18 protein-coding genes and 1 pseudogene are annotated in these 17264 nt (G+C 38.1%); 3 read left to right on the top strand and 16 right to left on the bottom strand.

Translation table 11 applies throughout. The features are described from left to right. Nucleotides 1-138 precede the first annotated feature (138 nt). Both F7732_RS15085 and F7732_RS15080 read left to right on the top strand, forming a co-directional pair. A complete protein-coding gene (locus F7732_RS15085) occupies nucleotides 139-432 on the top strand; it encodes a DUF3219 family protein (protein WP_151574839.1) in 294 nt (97 codons plus the stop codon). Beyond that, nucleotides 429-1430 (top strand): LLM class flavin-dependent oxidoreductase, encoded by a 1002-nt coding sequence (locus F7732_RS15080; protein WP_151574838.1) that lies wholly within the window; start codon nucleotides 429-431, stop codon nucleotides 1428-1430. Before F7732_RS15085 ends, F7732_RS15080 begins: the two co-directional genes overlap by 4 nt. 67 nt (nucleotides 1431-1497) lie before the next feature. Here F7732_RS15080 and F7732_RS15075 read toward each other — a convergent pair whose 3' ends face one another. From F7732_RS15075 to F7732_RS15015, 13 genes and pseudogenes are all read right to left on the bottom strand, one after another. Beyond that, nucleotides 1498-2451 (bottom strand): formylglycine-generating enzyme family protein, encoded by a 954-nt coding sequence (locus F7732_RS15075; protein ID WP_151574837.1) that lies wholly within the window; start codon nucleotides 2449-2451, stop codon nucleotides 1498-1500. Nucleotides 2452-2525: 74 nt separating this feature from the next. Then, the gene (locus F7732_RS15070; RefSeq protein ID WP_151574836.1) at nucleotides 2526-3263 is read right to left on the bottom strand and encodes an N-acetylmannosamine-6-phosphate 2-epimerase; all 738 of its coding nucleotides are present in this window, start codon (nucleotides 3261-3263) and stop codon (nucleotides 2526-2528) included. A gap of 82 nt (nucleotides 3264-3345) precedes the next feature. Further along, nucleotides 3346-3822, bottom strand: a complete 477-nt coding sequence (locus F7732_RS15065) for a PTS sugar transporter subunit IIA (protein WP_151574835.1) — start codon at nucleotides 3820-3822, stop codon at nucleotides 3346-3348. A 1-nt stretch (nucleotide 3823) separates the two neighbouring features. Further along, nucleotides 3824-5203 carry a sulfatase family protein gene (locus F7732_RS15060; RefSeq protein ID WP_151574834.1) on the bottom strand — a complete coding sequence of 460 codons (1380 nt, stop codon included), beginning with the start codon at nucleotides 5201-5203 and terminating at the stop codon, nucleotides 3824-3826. A 66-nt stretch (nucleotides 5204-5269) separates the two neighbouring features. Further along, a complete protein-coding gene (locus F7732_RS15055; protein WP_151574833.1) occupies nucleotides 5270-6853 on the bottom strand; it encodes a PTS transporter subunit EIIC in 1584 nt (527 codons plus the stop codon). Nucleotides 6854-7254: 401 nt separating this feature from the next. Beyond that, the gene (locus F7732_RS15050) at nucleotides 7255-7977 is read right to left on the bottom strand and encodes a GntR family transcriptional regulator (RefSeq protein WP_161598893.1); all 723 of its coding nucleotides are present in this window, start codon (nucleotides 7975-7977) and stop codon (nucleotides 7255-7257) included. 324 nt (nucleotides 7978-8301) lie between these two features. Further along, a complete protein-coding gene (locus F7732_RS15045; protein ID WP_151574831.1) occupies nucleotides 8302-8622 on the bottom strand; it encodes an IDEAL domain-containing protein in 321 nt (106 codons plus the stop codon). Nucleotides 8623-8702: 80 nt separating this feature from the next. Then, on the bottom strand, nucleotides 8703-9125 hold the full coding sequence (locus tag F7732_RS15040) for an RrF2 family transcriptional regulator (RefSeq protein ID WP_066449384.1): 423 nt from the start codon (nucleotides 9123-9125) through the stop codon (nucleotides 8703-8705). Between the two features lie 89 nt (nucleotides 9126-9214). Beyond that, nucleotides 9215-9610 carry a transcriptional regulator SpxA gene (gene spxA / locus F7732_RS15035; protein WP_151574830.1) on the bottom strand — a complete coding sequence of 132 codons (396 nt, stop codon included), beginning with the start codon at nucleotides 9608-9610 and terminating at the stop codon, nucleotides 9215-9217. A gap of 171 nt (nucleotides 9611-9781) precedes the next feature. After that, nucleotides 9782-10369, bottom strand: a complete 588-nt coding sequence (locus tag F7732_RS15030) for a hypothetical protein (protein ID WP_151574829.1) — start codon at nucleotides 10367-10369, stop codon at nucleotides 9782-9784. 27 nt (nucleotides 10370-10396) lie between these two features. Next, the gene (locus F7732_RS15025) at nucleotides 10397-10966 is read right to left on the bottom strand and encodes a hypothetical protein (RefSeq protein WP_151574828.1); all 570 of its coding nucleotides are present in this window, start codon (nucleotides 10964-10966) and stop codon (nucleotides 10397-10399) included. Nucleotides 10967-11216: 250 nt separating this feature from the next. Further along, entirely contained in the window at nucleotides 11217-13253 is a 2037-nt protein-coding gene (locus F7732_RS15020; protein ID WP_161598892.1) for a DUF4179 domain-containing protein, read from the bottom strand. A gap of 32 nt (nucleotides 13254-13285) precedes the next feature. Further along, nucleotides 13286-13578: pseudogene (locus F7732_RS15015) on the bottom strand (nucleotide pyrophosphohydrolase). 456 nt (nucleotides 13579-14034) lie between these two features. On the opposite strand from F7732_RS15015, the gene F7732_RS15010 reads away from it, so the two are divergent. Further along, a complete protein-coding gene (locus tag F7732_RS15010) occupies nucleotides 14035-15231 on the top strand; it encodes a DUF4085 family protein (protein WP_151574826.1) in 1197 nt (398 codons plus the stop codon). Nucleotides 15232-15533: 302 nt separating this feature from the next. On the opposite strand, the gene F7732_RS15005 is transcribed toward F7732_RS15010, so the two are convergent. The 3 genes from F7732_RS15005 to F7732_RS14995 all read right to left on the bottom strand — a co-directional run bounded on the left by F7732_RS15005 (nucleotide 15534) and on the right by F7732_RS14995 (nucleotide 17206). Next, a complete protein-coding gene (locus tag F7732_RS15005; RefSeq protein ID WP_151574825.1) occupies nucleotides 15534-16004 on the bottom strand; it encodes a DMP19 family protein in 471 nt (156 codons plus the stop codon). Between the two features lie 42 nt (nucleotides 16005-16046). After that, the gene (locus tag F7732_RS15000; RefSeq protein ID WP_151574824.1) at nucleotides 16047-16490 is read right to left on the bottom strand and encodes a hypothetical protein; all 444 of its coding nucleotides are present in this window, start codon (nucleotides 16488-16490) and stop codon (nucleotides 16047-16049) included. Between the two features lie 86 nt (nucleotides 16491-16576). After that, nucleotides 16577-17206, bottom strand: coding sequence for an NAD(P)/FAD-dependent oxidoreductase (locus F7732_RS14995; protein ID WP_151574823.1), 630 nt, complete (start codon nucleotides 17204-17206; stop codon nucleotides 16577-16579). Between the last annotated feature and the right edge of the window lie 58 nt (nucleotides 17207-17264).

Raw genomic sequence — 17264 nt, 5'->3', positions numbered from 1 at the left:
TGACTCATTCTAACATCCCAGCATTGCACTGCACCCAAGCATTTACCCATCTCTATTTTAAGCGCATTGTTCGCTAGTTTTACTCTAATTGGATAAAATTAAACTAAGCAGTTTTCTAAGAGCTAGGAGGCTTTAGATATGAATAATGAAATCCGTTTAAACGGCACATCTATAAAAGTTAAAAGTTTGAATCACGACGTAGCAGGAGGTCTTCATAAAATCACTGTTGTCTTCAATGTAAACAGTGAAGAATATCATGACATCGCTGTATTATTATATGAAAAAAGCTTTCAAGTTTCCGTACCTTCCCTGCAACTGGCTTTCACGGGAGAAATCGTTCACTACTATACCTCCCTTACAAACCTTTATGAAAAAGGAAATGTCGGAGAGTATACGGTAACCTTTCTGGAAAAGGAACAAGAGACACAATGAAGCTAAGCATTTTGGATCAATCCCCTATTTCAGCGAATCAAACGGCAAAAGAAGCACTGGAAGCTTCCTTGAAGCTTGCCCAACACGGTGAAAAGTACGGATATTCCCGCTACTGGATTGCAGAGCATCATGATTTAAGCGGCCTTGCCTGCCCCGCACCGGAAATCATGCTGAGTTATATTGGTGCACAAACGAATACCATTCGAATTGGGTCCGGTGCGGTTCTTTTACCTTACTATAAGCCTTATAAGGTTGCAGAGGCTTTTAATATGCTTGCCACATTGTTTCCAGACCGCATTGATATCGGGCTTGGCCGTGCACCAGGCGGATCTGCTGAAGCAAGCCAGGCACTATCTGATCATTTCTTAAAAGGCGTATGGTCCTTTCCTGACTCAATTAATGACCTCTTGCATTTTCTGGACAATGATTTTCCGGAAGATCATCCATATGCAAAAGTAAAGGCAGCGCCAATACCTAAGCAGCCACCACATCCATGGCTGCTGGGCACCAGTAAAAAAAGCGCCATCCTTGCCGGCGAAAAAGGAATATCCTATGTATTCGGTCATTTTATGAGTGACAAAGATGGCCCTGCAATTGTGGAGCAGTATCGGGAAGTTTACAGCAAAACTCCACACAAAGAAAAACCTTATGTCATTATAGCGGCAACTGTGTTTTGCGCTGAAACAACGGAAAAAGCTGAAGAAATTGCTTTAAGCTCTTTAATCTGGTCTATTCAGAGAGAAAGGACAGAGGGGAATAAAGGAGTACCAAGCATAGAGAATGCGAAAAATACCCCGCTGTCTTTTGAAGAAAAAACGAAGCTCAAAGCCATGAAGGAGAAGATCATTTTCGGGAATCCTGCTGAAGTTAAGCAGAGACTTGACCAATTGCAGAATCAATATCATGCTGACGAGCTTATGATTGTGACAATTACATATGACCCAAGTGATAAATACGAGTCTTATCGATTAATAGCCAAGGAGTATAAAGAGTTATAATTCACTTTTTGCAGGCTGTACGTTAAATAGCAAAGGCATCTACGCTTGTAGATGCCTCTTTTTTCTCTTAAACATCAGCTGCACAGCGGAATCCTACATTGCCTGATGAACTGTCAGGTGTATTTGAACTCCTGGCCGCCACTCGGTAGCGATTACAGTATGAATCGTGACATAAATAGGAACCGCCTCGCATTGTTCTAGGTGACTCAGGCATGAGTGTATTGGGATTATGTTCATCCTTTTTAGAACGATCAAACCAATTGGCACACCATTCCCAGACGTTTCCTGCCATATTGTGCAAACCATATCCATTTGCCGGAAAAGCATGAACAGGTGCTGTGCCTAAATAGCCATCTTCTTCCGTATTTTTTACCGGAAATTGACCTTGCCATATATTGCAGTAATGCTCTCCGTTTGGCTGTAAGGTATCTCCCCATGGATACCGCTTCTGAACAAGCCCGCCTCTTGCGGCATATTCCCACTCTTCTTCTGTCAGCAGTCTTTTTCCAGCCCACTTGCAATAAGCCTGTGAGTCATTCCAGGAAACATGCACAACAGGGTGATCCATTCGTTCTTCAATTGAAGAATCAGGACCTTCTGGATGCTGCCAATTGGCTCCATGTACAACACGCCACCATGGGGTTTGTACTGGTGCCTGTGTGACTTTTGCAGCTGTTTCTTCAGATATTAGCAGATGAAATACAAAAGACCAGCCAAATTTGTCGGCATCTGTCTGATAGTTTGTATCGTTAATAAATTCTTGAAACTCGCGATTTGTTACGGTATATGGATCAATATAAAAAGGGTCAACCTTTACTTCCCGAATCGGTCCTTCCTGGTCAAACGGATTGGCGTCAGCATCCTCCGTTCCCATTAAAAAGGTGCAGCCTTCAAGGTAAACCATATTTTCTCTATCCTTCTGTTTCACTTGGCTCTCAAGATTTTGTTCGCTTTCTGAAACAGTATTATTCACAGAAATAGACGATCTGGATGCAGAACAGCAGCTTTTCTGGTTGTCCATTGGATCACTCCCTATAGAAAATCTCACTTTAATCATTTTCCCATTCGGGCAGGAGTATTGCCAAATTTCAGCACTCAATAATAAAGTGGCATTTTATTTTCATACTTATTAATTTTATTTGTAAACCTTAATGTAGTCAGGTGTGGCCGCGTAATGGCACTTCCAACCACGACCGCATAGGCACCTAAGTATAAACTTTCAATTGCCTCTTCAGGTGTATTGATTTTCCCTTCCATTAATACAAGTCCTTTTCCCTCACATGCACGTACAATTTTAGCCAGCATTTCAAAGTCAGGACTATCAATTGACTTCGGATTATCATTAAATCGATACAGAGTTGGAGCCACCATATGAGCACCTTGCTCCAGGGCGATGACAGCTTCTTCTTCATTGCGGATATCTGCTAAAATGGTGGTTTCAGGATATTTTTGTTTGATTTTTTCAATTAGGAAATATGCTTTTTCACCATCTGCATTGATCCGGTCAGTTGCATCAAGTGCCACAATATCGGCACCTGCCCCTATAACCTCGTCAACTGCTTCCATGGTTGGCGTTATAAAAACAGAACTATTCTCTGAATGCTGCTTCCACAGACCGATAATAGGAAGGTCTGTGATTTGGCGGACCTCGCTGATTTGTTCAGGAGTGTTAAGACGCAGGCCTGCTGCTCCTCCCCATATCGCAGACTTGGCCATCCCTGTAATGATGCCTGGCATATACATCGGGTCGTCCTTTTTTGCCTGACATGAAACAATAAGACCATTTTTTAATTGCTGGATCATTTTCTGCTGTTTCTCATTATAAGATTGCATTTCACCATTACCTCCTTTATTTAGATACATAATGGAAAAATCCCGCTTACTCAGAAGAATAAGCGAGAGTTACCCAGCACTTTTATTTTGTCAGTTCAACAATATTTTCCTGCTGTGCTTCTACTTTTTCATTGGGATTGTTCACTTTGCAGGCTTCCCCGCTTGTGAAAATCAGAATTATATCTGTTGAAGGAACAAGTTCTTTGATTAAATCAAAATCAATCGTTAATAAAAGGTCACCTTGTTTCACCTTTTGTCCATCTTGTATGTGAGAAGTAAATCCTTTACCCTCTAAGTTTACAGTATCTACGCCCACATGAATGAGAATTTCTTTACCGTCCTCTGTCTTTAAGCCGACCGCATGATTTGTTTTAAAAACAAAATCCACGACAGCATCCACAGGGGAGAATACTTGCGTAGCGCTCGGAGCAATCGCAAAGCCATCACCCATGATTTTTTGTGAAAATGTTTCATCGTTTACCTGGTCAATCGATTTAATAGTCCCGGCAGCAGGGCTAACAAAACCATCTTTTTTCTTTTTATTAAAAAGTCCAAACATGTTACTCACCAGCCTTTAAGTAGTCATTAGGATCTTTTGAGCTAGGGTTATACGTTTCTGCACGATTAACCTTCCAGCCTTCTTCTATTTTGAAGTGACCTGACAGAATCGGATCATTTGTTTTCACTTGATGATCATGCAGTTTTTGACGCATTTCTTCAAGGATCGTATTGTAGCGCTCAACACCAGCTAAGTTATTTCTTTCGCCCGGATCGTACATTAAATCATACAAACCTTCATGAGGCTTAACAGCTTCTTCTAAGCCATTTTCATGAAATAATGTTTTTGTTGGTGAATTATCTATATTTGTGCGGTTAATTTTCAAGTAGTTTTCATCATAATATTTGATATATTTATACCTTTTCGTACGAATGCTACGTGCAGGCTCATAAGACGTATGATAATTGATCTCAGCAAAAATCTCGTCTCTCACCTCATGATCCATCACTTTAAACATCTCTGCAAAAGAAACACCCTGCAGATAAGATGGCTTTTCGATCTCCAGCAATTCACACAATGTAGGGAAGATATCTACCTGCGAAACAAGACCTTCTACTTCCTCACCAATCATATTGCTTCCTGGAACACGCATGATTAATGAAACACCGATTCCGGTATCATACAATGTACATTTGCCGAATGGGAAAGCTAAACCATGGTCCGTTGTAAGAATAATAATGGAATTGTCATATAAACCTTCTTCTTTTAACGCATCAATCACTACTTTAAATGATTCGTTTGCCCAAGTGGCAGAGTTAAGATATCCTGTGTAATCTTCACGAATTCTCTTATCATCCGACATTGGGTATGGAGGCATTACATACTTTGGATCAAACTCCGGGTAATCCTCGTGCGCTTCTTCCGGAAACTTACGGTGTGTCGCAAACATTCCATAAGATAAAAAGAAAGGCTTATCCTTATCTGTCTGCTGCAGCCATTCACGAACTTGATTCGCGTTTTTATAATCCCACTTCACAAGCTCTTGTTCAGTTAAACCAGCATTATCAGACGTAATATCCTGGTCATATCCAATCATTTTTGCACCATTTTTATGATCTGTATAGCTGCCAGCCTCATGCTGAATACCACAAAGGACAGTATGATAATCTTGCTTCTTTAAGAAATTTACTAAATGCTGATTATAATCATGAAGCTGGAATCCCCGCTGAGATAGTCCATACATTCCGTTGCTATGCGGGTACATTCCTGTCAGAAGTCCTGCCCGGCTTGGTGAACAAGTTGGCCCTACACAATATGCCTGTCTAAAAATAGTTGCTTCTTCCGCAAACTGCTGCAATGCAGGTGTCGGAACATCATAACCATATGGACTAAGAACTTTTCCGCTATCATGTGTGTGTATATAGATTACATTTTTTTTCATTATAAAAACTCCTTTCAAGACGAATTGGCAAAGGCTCTATCAAAAATCGATAGAGCACTCCACTCATTACAAATGCTTAATATTGTTCTGTTCGATATAGTCGTCTACTTCTCCGCGGATGATATTCACTTTTGGTCCGTAGATCACTTGAATCGCCTTGCCTCTTACAACTGTGTTCATGGCGCCAGTCTGCTTTAATGTCTTCGCATCAATTTTATCTGGCTTCACTACAGTTACTCTCAGTCTTGTTGCACAGTTATCAATTTCTGTAATATTATCAAAACCGCCAAGACCTTCAATGATTAATTTAGCTTTATCATCTTCTGTTACTACTGCTGCTACATGACTTTGTTCTTCTTCTGTCACCTCGTCATCATCACGGCCAGGTGTTTTTGCATTAAGCTTGATAATCAAGAACTTAAAGACAAAATAGTAAACAGCTATAACCGGAATGGCTAACAGGAGAGCCCAAAGGAAATTCGTTTTATCGTTTCCTTGGAATACTCCGAATAGAAGGAATTCAACAAGTCCTGCTGAGAAAGTTGAACCGATTGTAATATTGGCAATGCTCGCTACCACAAAACTTAAAGCGAAAAGGATTGCTTCTGCTGCGAAAAGAAGTGGTGAAGCGAATAATAGAGCGAAAGAAATTGGCTCAGTAACACCTGTTACAAATGCTGTTAAACCTACTGATAATAAGAAACCAGCTGTTGCTTTTCTCTTTGGTCCTTTAGGAATTGCATGATACATCGCAAGAACGATACCAATCATACCGAACATCATGTGCAAATAACGGCCACTATTAAATAGTGCTAAGTTTCCAAAGAATTTAGTTGTTTCAGGATCAGATAATTGCGCTAAGAAAATCGTTTGGAATCCTTCATACATCTGTCCGCCAACTTCTAATGTTCCACCGGCAGCAGTCGTCCAGAATGGAAGATAGAAAACATGATGAAGACCAAACAGATAAAGAGTACGAAGCATTAAACCATATAAAAATGCTCCAAGTGTACCAAGTCCTGTTGCAAATTCTCCAAATGCGGCAATTCCATTACCGATAAATGGCCAAATGATATACATTAAAGCACCAACAATTAAGAATACGAATGTATTAATAATTGGAACAAATCTTGAGCCTCCAAAGAAGGCAAGCATTTCAGGCAGTTTTATATTATAAAAGCGATTGTGGATTAAACCGGTTACAATACCTGTTAAAATACCTCCAAAAACACCCATTTGAAGTGTCAGAACTCCAAATTGTGCTCCTTGTCCATATGCTCGTGGATCTGCATCTGGTGGAGCTAATTCGCCTGTAATAGTTAAAAGTGCATTGATCGTAATAATTAAGACGAAATAACCAACAACAGCTGCTAAAGCAGCAGGACCCTTTTCCTTTTTAGCTAAACCAATCGCTATCCCGACTGCAAATATTAATGGGAGAGCATTAAATACCCCTGATCCAGCTGCTTTCATAATCTGTAAAATCGCTTGCAAAATGGTGTTGTCTAAAATTGGATATGTTTCAAGAACTGCTTGACCAGATAAAGCGGACGATATTCCTAGCAATAATCCCGCTACTGGAAGAATCGCTACTGGCAGTAAAATCGCTTTTCCAAGTTTTTGACCAAAACCCATCAGTGCGTCTTTCATTTTTATCCCCCTTTCTCTTTGTGAAATTAACAGTAAACAGGAACCGCTTTCATCACTCTCAAAAATTTTTCACTCAACTTTGAGTGCTGTAAACGGTTAATTCAATTTCTATAAACATAATATCAAATCTATTAAATATGTCAATACATTTTAATAATATGTATTAATAAATAAAAGCGAGTTACATTATCTATATATTAAAAGAAGGCAGGATAACCCTTTTCTCTTTATTCCTAAGCTTTTATGGATACAAGTGTCTGCTCCTTTCCAGAAACTTATGTATAAAATGGTATATTATTTTTATAAAATAAAAAAAGCACTCACCTCATTGGTGAATGCCATTATTTTTGCTAATTCAATTGTAATATTTATATAGACTGTATAAAATTTGTTAATACAAATTATTTCGCTCTTATGGATTGATACTGATACTTTTCTGAGTTTAAAATGACCTCAGTATAATCCAGAATTTTTCCGGTTGTTAAAAAGGTTGTATTCAATAACTTTATTAAAGGCTGCTCTGGGTTATAGTTAAAGTATTGTACAATTTCCTCAGTCGGCATAATCGGTACTACTACATGGTGGGAGTGATCGATGGTTTGATTTTTTACTTCTTCGATATACTGATATTTAGATCCAGTAATATTTTCATAAGATAGATCTGGGTAATCTTCCACACTCATATAGCTAGTCTCCAGCATCATTGGGTCATCGTCCGCTTTCCGGAGTCTTCTAATAAAATAAATGGGATTGCCCTTTTCCATTTGTAATTTAAGTGCTATTTCCGGACTTGCCGAAATAATTTTAAATTCAAGCACTTCTGTACTGGCCACTTTCCCCATTTCTTTCATTTCATCTGTAAAACTTTTCACATTGGTCGTTCTGCCAACAATTTTTTGACTTGAAACGAAGGTGCCGCTCCCCTGACTTCTGGATAGATATCCTTTTGCCACTAGATTGTTGGTAGCCTGTCTGACAGTCACACGGCTTACACTAAACTTTTCAATCAATTCCTGTTCTGTTTCAATTAATTGGCCTTTTGTATATTCTCCGCTTTTTATTTTTTCAAGTATATATTCTTCAATGATTTTATATTTCGCAATTCTTTTAGGCTTTTGCGGCAACAGACTAACCTCCACATATCACATTGTTATATCTTCAATATACCTTTTTTAGCGTGAGAATTAAAGGGAGTACCGGCTAATGTTCTCACAGAAAGCGAATGCGGTTTGTGATTGTATGTTAAAGCAATGCTTCATTTTTTATGGAGGAGAAGAAGAGGATATGTCAAAGTAGCACTTTTATTTAAAAAAATTTTATTTTAGAAGCAACACTAAAAAACCCGAATGATTAGAAATAACTCCTTTTCTAATCATTCAGGTATGATGTTAAATATTTATGTCCCAAGCTCTTTTAATAGGCTGTAAAGTCTAACCTGACTCAACTTTTTATTTCACATCATCCACAAGCTTCTTCATCGAGTTCAGCTTGTTTGATAGTTCTTTAAACCACTCCCGGTCTCCAGTTTCAAGAGCCAGGTCAATGAGAAAGCGAAGCTGTTCTATGTTAGTCACCTTGGCATTAGGGATTTTCTTTAGCTGTTTCTGCAGAATCGGAATTCTCCTTCCAACTGCTTCATTGTTATCAGAGGTTACAACGATTACCTTTGCAAATTGTTCTTGTTCATTTACGGAATCAATGTATCCTAAAATTAATTCTCCATCTGCTGATTGTCCTTTGATCCAATCGCCGATTTGCAAATTCGTCATATATGTTCACCTACTCTTTTATTTTAACTGTAAATATTTTCACTACAGTTAGACTGCAGGAAAAAATGATCATTCCCCTGTCAGCACAATTGATTTTTCTGGTTAACAAGATCCACAATGTCTTTAATAGTATAGTTTTTTAAATATTGTCCGAGATGCTGTTCTGCACCGATAAAAATCGAAAATAATACTTTTTGCATGTTTGCGCCTACTACGCAATCCTCATTCGAATCTGGACATTTGGGCTGTAAGGCTCCATCTGAAGTGATGCGATATATATCCCACAAGTTGACTTCACTTGCATCTTTTGAAAAGATAAAACCGCCGCCGATTCCTTCTTTTGATACAATGAACCCATGTTTTTTTAATAAACTTAAAACCTTGCGAATTCGTACGGGATGTACACATGCACTTTCCGAAATAGCATCACTCGTTGACATATGATCCAATTGAAGAGCAAGATACGTTAAACTGTGTATGGCAAGAGTAAAGTCACTATTCATTTTTTGCCTCCAAAAAATGCAAAGTTTGTTATCTGTACTGTAATACTAATTGTTACAGATAGTGTTGTCAAGAATCCTGTCCGAGTGCATTAGTTCGCCATTTTCTGCAATTCACTAAAGGAAAATGAACGGAATTTGCGCGGCAGAAAACTGCGGATTTCTTCTTCATTAAAACCTACCTGCAAACGTTTTTCATCTAACAAAATGGGTCTGCGCAGCATTTGCGGATGATCCATAATTAACTGATACAATTCCTTCAGCGGGAGTGCATCCACATCCACATCTAAAGCTTGAAACGTTTTTGATTTTGTTGAGATAATTTCTTCTGTCCCTGCTTCAGTTAATCTTAAAATTGATTTAATTTCATCTGCTGTTAAAGGGTTCGTTCCAATATTCTTTTCTACAAAATCAATTTGATGCTCCTCTAACCATGCTTTCGCTTTTCTGCAAGATGTGCAGCTTGAAGTTGTATATAAATGTACCATGAGTTTCAACACTCCCGACATAGTATTAGTCTAAATGTAATATAAAAAATTACAGTTTAAATAAATATATAAGTGATAATCGTTATCACCTTATACTGTAATATTAATATTTACAGTTAAAGAAGTCAACCGTATTTTTATCTTTAATTAAAAATATTTTATATCGAACATTTATATTGTGTGATTGAGATCTCTTTCTATTTGTGCAATCCTTGCCTCCATAACCTCCGTTAATTTCTCTTTCATCATATCTGACGTCACAATGCAGCTGACTGGAAGGAAATTTGTTTGGATTTTCAGCTCATAGCCGCTATTCACCTCTTTGCCAAACCCATAGAATCTGTGATTCTGATTGATTTCAACAAATCGAAATGACTTGATGTTTTTCCAGGGAATAAAACGGGTGCCGCATAATAGGCCGTCATTTAAAACAGCGAATAAGTTTAGGAGATTAGTTGTATGGATTAGCGGGAGAAATATGCATAAATACATGGCCCATTGAAGCTGCCAATAGAATACACCCATCAAAACCATTACACTTAAATAAATAAGCAGCAAAGAGTATGTGATTAAGCCTGTTTTATGCTGGGAGAAAGTCGGAAATTTAACAGGTGATTGGGGGTGTTTTCGAATATGCTGAAGATCCTCATTATTTAGAGGCACCAGAGGCTTCTTATTCATTTTAAAGAGGAGCTGAAGTAATTTAAATGCAGAGAATCCTATTATGAAAAAGAAAAGAACCGTCATAAAAATCTTCATTTTCTACACCCTTTCCAAGTCTTAAGGTCATGATAAAAACAGTGAAACAAAAAAGATAATCAACAAAACCCCAAGTGCAATTCCAACTCCAAAAGCTACAGCATAAGTTTTTCTCGTATAGCCTTGAAACTCAACCGGTGTGCTCGCCTGATCTACTTTTCTAAAATGGATAATCAAACTAATATTAATCATAATAAAAACCGTAAAAGCAATTATCAGCATCAGCACGATTTCTAATTGAAAAACACCGTCACCGGAGTCACTGAACAAAACGGATTGCAGAATGAACATGCAGCCCAGCACTAAACTCCAAATGTGTCCAGTTCTTTTATACTTATACCACTCATTGCCCATTTTTTCTTTCTCATATTGTGCTGCCTGCTGAAGGATTGGAAATATTGATCTCGTAGAATCCCTCTTTATAAGACCAGAAAGCCCCTGAATCAGCACTATAATCCCAGCTGTTAAATAAAATTGAGAGAACGTTAGCGTAAAGACATTGACAATAAGAAAAAAAAGAGCGAGAAGAACAAGTATTAACATATTGATTGTGCCAGCTTGCTTTAGCCTCATATCGCTTACTTGATTTGTATCCATTCTGTTTCCCCCTTTTCCTGTTTTTCGGCCAGATGATAACTTTTATTTTACATACTGTAACAATAGGTTCCATGGCAATTTAAACGTTTCTATTTTAAACTGCTAAATTCTGCATTCTTCATTTTGTGTTCCTTATAATACGATCAAGATATCAAACAGTTTCATTATTTGTATATATTCCCCTTATTTTACCTGATTGTACAACTAAAAAAGCCCTAATGCCGAATCCACATTAGGACTTTCAATTCCATTATTCAGCTGGGTTAATTTTAACTTTCACCACATCATCTAAGTATTTGGTAGAGTCATAGCCATACAGTTCAATCGCTGTAGGTGTAACATTATTTCCGTAATATTTTGTTCTTTCCACAGTTCTAATATGACGGGGATAAACAAGCTCTTCATATGGAATGGAGAGATTATGAATATCATACTCCTTACCATTTTTATCGACAATCACACCTTCTCCATCCATCTCCATAGAGGTGACTTCTGCATCGTTTTCAGTTACAACATTGTACTGCAGGGAATCATAACTTCGATTCGCAGTTTCATAATTGCTGAGTGTAATCTCAGTGGCATCTCTCGATTGGACATTGTCAATTGAAATGGTACTATCTGCATATTCAAAGGTATAAGGATATTCCTGGATCGAATCCAGCGGAATGGTTAATGAATCCGTCACCGATAAATGAACAGATCCAAATTGAATGCTCATTTCATTTCCTTCTGCCCCCAAAAGAGGATCAAAAAGGCTTTCAGTGGTTATTGACCCATTGTTATTGTGAGTTGAGTTATAATAAGACCCGTAAAAGTCTGACTTAACGACTGTCTCACCGACATTTAAATGGTCAATCATATAAGTATACATTTTCTGCATGGTCGGATCCCCTTCTACCGTATATTGAAGCACGGTTGAAGTCGGTGCAGAAGTCAATGTATTAAAGGTTACTTCTACTCCGTCAATTTCTGCACTTCCCTCCAATGCAAATTCGGTCGAAGGCTGTTTCGTTAATGGGAGCTCAAATTCCCATTCCCCTCTTGCAGCCTCTGCATAGTCATAGTTGATGAATCCCTCTTTCGTCACTCGCTGCAGGTTTCTAATATTAAGCTTAATCGTACCGCTATCTTTTACGAGCGGCCGTAAACTTAGCTTTCCATGATATACATTTTTTTCTCTCTGGTTTAAATCCGATTCAATATTTGGCGGATAGTAACGCGGATAGCTCATGCCGCTCAAGCTCTTAAATTCGTCTTCTACAGTGACCCCATCTTCATAAATCATCATATATTGATGTTCTTCTTCCAGATCTTCAATTTCATAATAAACAAGGGTCTGATATTCATCGGCAATCGCACTTTTAATCGTGATTTTAACACCATTATCTTCCGCCACCAGGTTCAGCCGTTCCCCTAAGTTTCCCTGCAGATAATAACGCAGTTCAGGATCATCCTCTGACAGGGCATAATAAGTAGAGGCAAAAATACCTGTAATAAATCCTAATGCGATCAGCATCGTAAAAACACTTGCTGTGATAAGACCAATTCTTTTTCGTTTTTTTCTCTTCTGCTGTCTTTGTTTTTCTGTTTCTTCCACTCTTTCTTTGAGCTTTCTCCATATGGCAGCAGGCATCTGTTTTTTAGGCAGATCAGCCAGCATCAGCTTGACTTCTTGGAATGTCGCTAAATCCTCCTGGCAGTTTTGACAGTGATATAAATGAATCTCAAAATCTATCTTTTCGGACCGCTCCATGGCCCGGTCCAAATAGGTAAGATAGTGAGGAATAAATTCCTGGCAGCCCTTAAATTCTGGTCCCTCTCCTATTGTCTCTCTGATGGATTGAATTCCTGAAGCTAAAAGGGCTTTTAACTGATCTATATTTAATTGCAGCAGAGCTGCCGTTTCATCGTATGGTATTCCTTTTACATAAGTTAAAAGGATGGCTTCCTTCTCTTGCTTTTTTAATTGATAAATTGCGGCGATTAGTTCTTCTGTTCCCTCTGTCTCCTCTCGAATTCCGCCGCCAGCAAGCTCTTGGCATTTATGTATAAAGTTTGCGGTAACCCAGCCTTCATATGAGGTTTCTCTCTTGAATCGTGAAGATTCCTTGTCGGTTTTTAAAATAGATTGATAAAAAACTTCTTCTATTTTCTGATGGTCTGTGAAATGGCACAAGGCAATATAATAAAGCGATTGATTATGATGGTCGAACCAGGAGAGTGTTTCAATCAAACTGCTTTCACTTATATTGCTGACATGCACCTTATCCGTTTTTGCTGGGATCATGAATGTATTTCCCCCTGTATCCTGTCTTTTTCTCATTTAACTGGGTACTTCACTGCATTTTTCTCCATTTTTTTAAAAGCTTCTTCCATTAGATCCACATCCATCTTCTCAGCCAATTGCAAAAGATAAATGAATACATCCGCCATTTCTTCTTTTATATTTTGTTTATTATCTGCAACTGCTGCCTCGCTGCTTCTCCATTGGAAATTCTCTAATAGTTCATTCGCCTCAAGCGAAATCGAAATTGCGGATCTTTTTCATTATGATAAGGCGACCAGCCTCGTTCATCTCTAAACGCAGTAATCTTATCTATTAACTCTTTCAAGCCTATCCCACCTACTATTATTGTAAATTACTACTATTTTATCATTTTTTGAATTGGAAATTGAAGGATGACTTTGAAATTTTTATAAAAGTTTGACAGATTGCCGCTTTGAGTTGAGGAAATGAAAAAGTCGACCTTTGAATAAGGGATGTGCCTAAATATTGTTATGATTTTCATTAGAAGTGGGGAATAGTTCAACTCGCATACTATTAAAATCGATTGATTTTTCATTTAATAGTAGGGTTCCTATCAAAATTTTTGATTTTCCTATCAAAGTTTTTACGTTTCCTATCAATTTCGATGGCTTTCCTATCAAACTTTTTTGTTTTCCTATCAAATTATTAAGTTTTCCTATTAAACCACTTCTTCACCTTTTAAATACCACAAACCGAGCCCGTCCCATATACCAAAAACTTATAGTATACTAAATTTACCATTACTTAAGAGGTGATCCTAATGTGGCATTTAACTAGAGAAGCACAAGTAAGGTTTGCTCAGGTAAATCTTCTGCCTATACACGAGAGCGATGAAGACTGGGAGATTGCTATAAGTGAAGCAGATGAAGAAGGCGAGGATCTTTTTGCCTCATTAAAAGAAGATCTCGATGAAGTGCGGGAAGAGCTTCAGCAAGTGCTGCCAAGCCGTTTTATTCCGTATTTAAATAATAATACTTTAAATCATCCTTCACTTCCGAAAGCTGTTCGTGAGGATTATTTACAGTGGATGAGTGAGGGTGAACAGGAATTTGAACAGATATTAGAAGCTGCAGGTGAGAATGCGGAGCATGCGATTCCCTTTTTATCCGCTGCAGCACAGGAAGTGTTTAATGAGAGCTTTCATGATGGAAGAATCGAACGCATCATAAGAAAAAGTGATACACTTCATATTTACATCAATACAGAAGGCGGCTTTTCTACTAAAGCATATGTTCATCTAATGTTAAAAGGTGTTACGTCAGAAGAAACAGATGTGCCGCTGGAGGCTGGGCAATACTTTATCTATGATGAACTTCAGAAAATTGAGGATGGCTTTGCTTTTCGCGTTTTATTTGATTGTCCTGAATCACAATGGACCATTACGATGAAGGATGTCGATGCCCGCAGTTTCTATCGACCAAAGCAATATTCTCTACTTCATGATGAAGATCGGTTTGAATCCACATCTCTTGAAGAATATGTTTCAGAGCTGAATCCTGATCACCGCTATTGGCTTTTTACACCTGATGCTGAATTGGATATGCAAATTGATTCAGGTCAACTGCTTATCGATAATGGATCATTGAAAATGACCGAGAATGAAATCCTTATTTCCACACATCATAAGCAATTTACTTATGATATCGAAGAATACTCTCCTCTTCAGTTTATTTACACTGATACATATGAAAACCCTTATGAACAGCAAAATGAGTCTGTACCAGCAGACGAGCTGGAAGATGCGGCTTTAAGTGATGACTTGGAATTACAAGTGCGTGCATGGAACACGATGTATCGTGGTCCTCAGGAATTTGCGGACATCATTAACACTGTTCTTAGCAAAATTGAAATAAACGAAGAAAACGAAATGATCCTAACTGTATATGTGAATCATTTTTATCAAGAGGAAATTTTGAAGAGAGATGTTATAGAGAAGTTCAAGGAACTAATTGAGTAGTCGGCTTTAGAGGGAATTTTTAAATAACTAGACGAGTCGATTATAACCAAGATTAGGAGACTGAAACTTACATTTTTAATGATTGATTAGAAATACAATGTTTAAACCTGGTGAAATGAAGCGGAGGACACTCGCCTCCTGCGGGAAGCAGAGCAAAGGGTGAGACCCGACAGGCTTGCCGAAATGCTCACGCGGAAAGCGAGTGTCCAAAACGCAGGTGGAACGGAATTGTTTTGAAAGCTAGAATAAACTGTAATTTGGGATGGGCTTTTAGATTGTTCCATCCTTTTTTTACCAAACAATCAATCCTCCACCACATCAATCAATTCCTCATAAATCTCCACGAAATACGCTTCTAATAATCCAGCTAATTGGTCGTCCAAACTGTAATATTCTGCATCAGCTTTTTCAATTACTTCATAGTATTCGCTTTCTTCCACTTCATCATTTTCTAAAGAGATATGCAGCTTCCACATTTGCTCCCCATATTTTCTGATGATCGCAGCATAATCATGGGCATTTATTTTCTCGAGACTCTCTATTAATTCTTTTACATATGCTCTAATTCCTACTTCTTTTATATAATCGGAAGTCCAATTGAGTAAAATTTCATGCCCGCCGCTTTCCATTTCGGAGTAGTATTGAAATACCGTAAAAGCTTCTTTTGCTGTTTTGTTTTCTGCAGAATAAACATATTCAGGTAAAGCAGAGATTACTGCATTCCAAATGTCATCTTTATGAGCTAATTCTTTTTTATTCATTTTAGGCTTCATAAAAACCTCTCCATTTCTTATTCATCTTTTAAAAGTAAACCGTTATTCATCCTGCTCAAGATCATCCTTTAAAACCCAAGGCAGTTTCATTTCAAAACCTATTTGTAATACAGGAGAAGAAAGAGTATCTATATGATCCATTTCAAATCCAATTGCTGCATCGCCAAAGGTGGCTGTATTTTCAGCATTCCAGGTCGAACTTGTGCAAGTGGGTCCTTTCACTACTTTACCTGTCAAATGGTAATTCCCTATGTACAACCGCTTCCCATCCTCCTCTTCTCCAAATTCAGATAACAGACTTGGTTTCGACGGATCTACGCCTAACTGCAAAAACAGCTCCATTACAGAGCTGTTGATATATTTACATGCTTTTCTAAAATTTTTACAATCCAAACATGTACAAACCTCTTGTTCTTTCTTATAAAAATCTTTCGTTTTGTCTACATCAATCTCTAAAACCCAGTGCAGGAACTCTATTCTTTTCATATAATTGATCTCATTTCTCTGCGTTTTAAGTTGTTTCTAGACTTACTCACTTTAAGATTAGCAAAAATTTTATGATTGGTCGATCATTATAGTGCCACGAGATTTCTCAAGTTTTCAAGCCCAAATCGATTCAGAAACTTGAAGAATGGCTCTCTCTTCTTCCCATATTCAGCATAGATATCCAGTATGTTCTCAACTGCTTTATAAAGCATTTCTGGTGTTAAATTCTCCATGAATAAAGTACCCACATGCGCATCTTTTCCTTTTGCTTTACCGCCAAGATATAGATGATACCCCTCCTTAATTTTCATGACGCCAATATCATTTACAAGCGGCTCTCCACAACCCACCGGACATCCTGTGTATGCTGGCCGAAGAGTAAACGGAACCGGCTTTCCGGCAATGCGGTTATTTAATTCAATTGCTGCGGGCATGCCTTCTTCTTCTGAACCTTTGCAAAAGTTGCATGTTCTTAAGCTTTTTACATAGTTTCCAACCGGGTAACAGGACAATCCAACCTCTCGAAGCTTTGCCTCGACTTCTTCAACCTTGCTTTCTTGAACCTCTATATAAAGCTGCTGAAAGGTGGTTAACTCCAGTTCATCTTCATCATTCATGTATTCTGTGATCGTCACAAGCTGTTTCGCATTCAGTTTGGCTCCAAACGTTATCCCGCCGTTAATCGCCATTTTTACTTTTTTCTGTGTTTCTTGCATTCTCTCACACCCCTATATGAATGAAAGAGTAAACTGCGATCAGGCAGTTTACTCTTCA

This window comes from Bacillus mesophilum (genome assembly GCF_008923265.1).
In the GTDB taxonomy this organism is placed as follows: Bacteria; Bacillota; Bacilli; order Bacillales; family Cytobacillaceae; genus Cytobacillus; species Cytobacillus mesophilum.
Note: the sequence above shows the minus strand (reverse complement) of the source record. Positions and strands in the feature narration are given on the sequence as shown.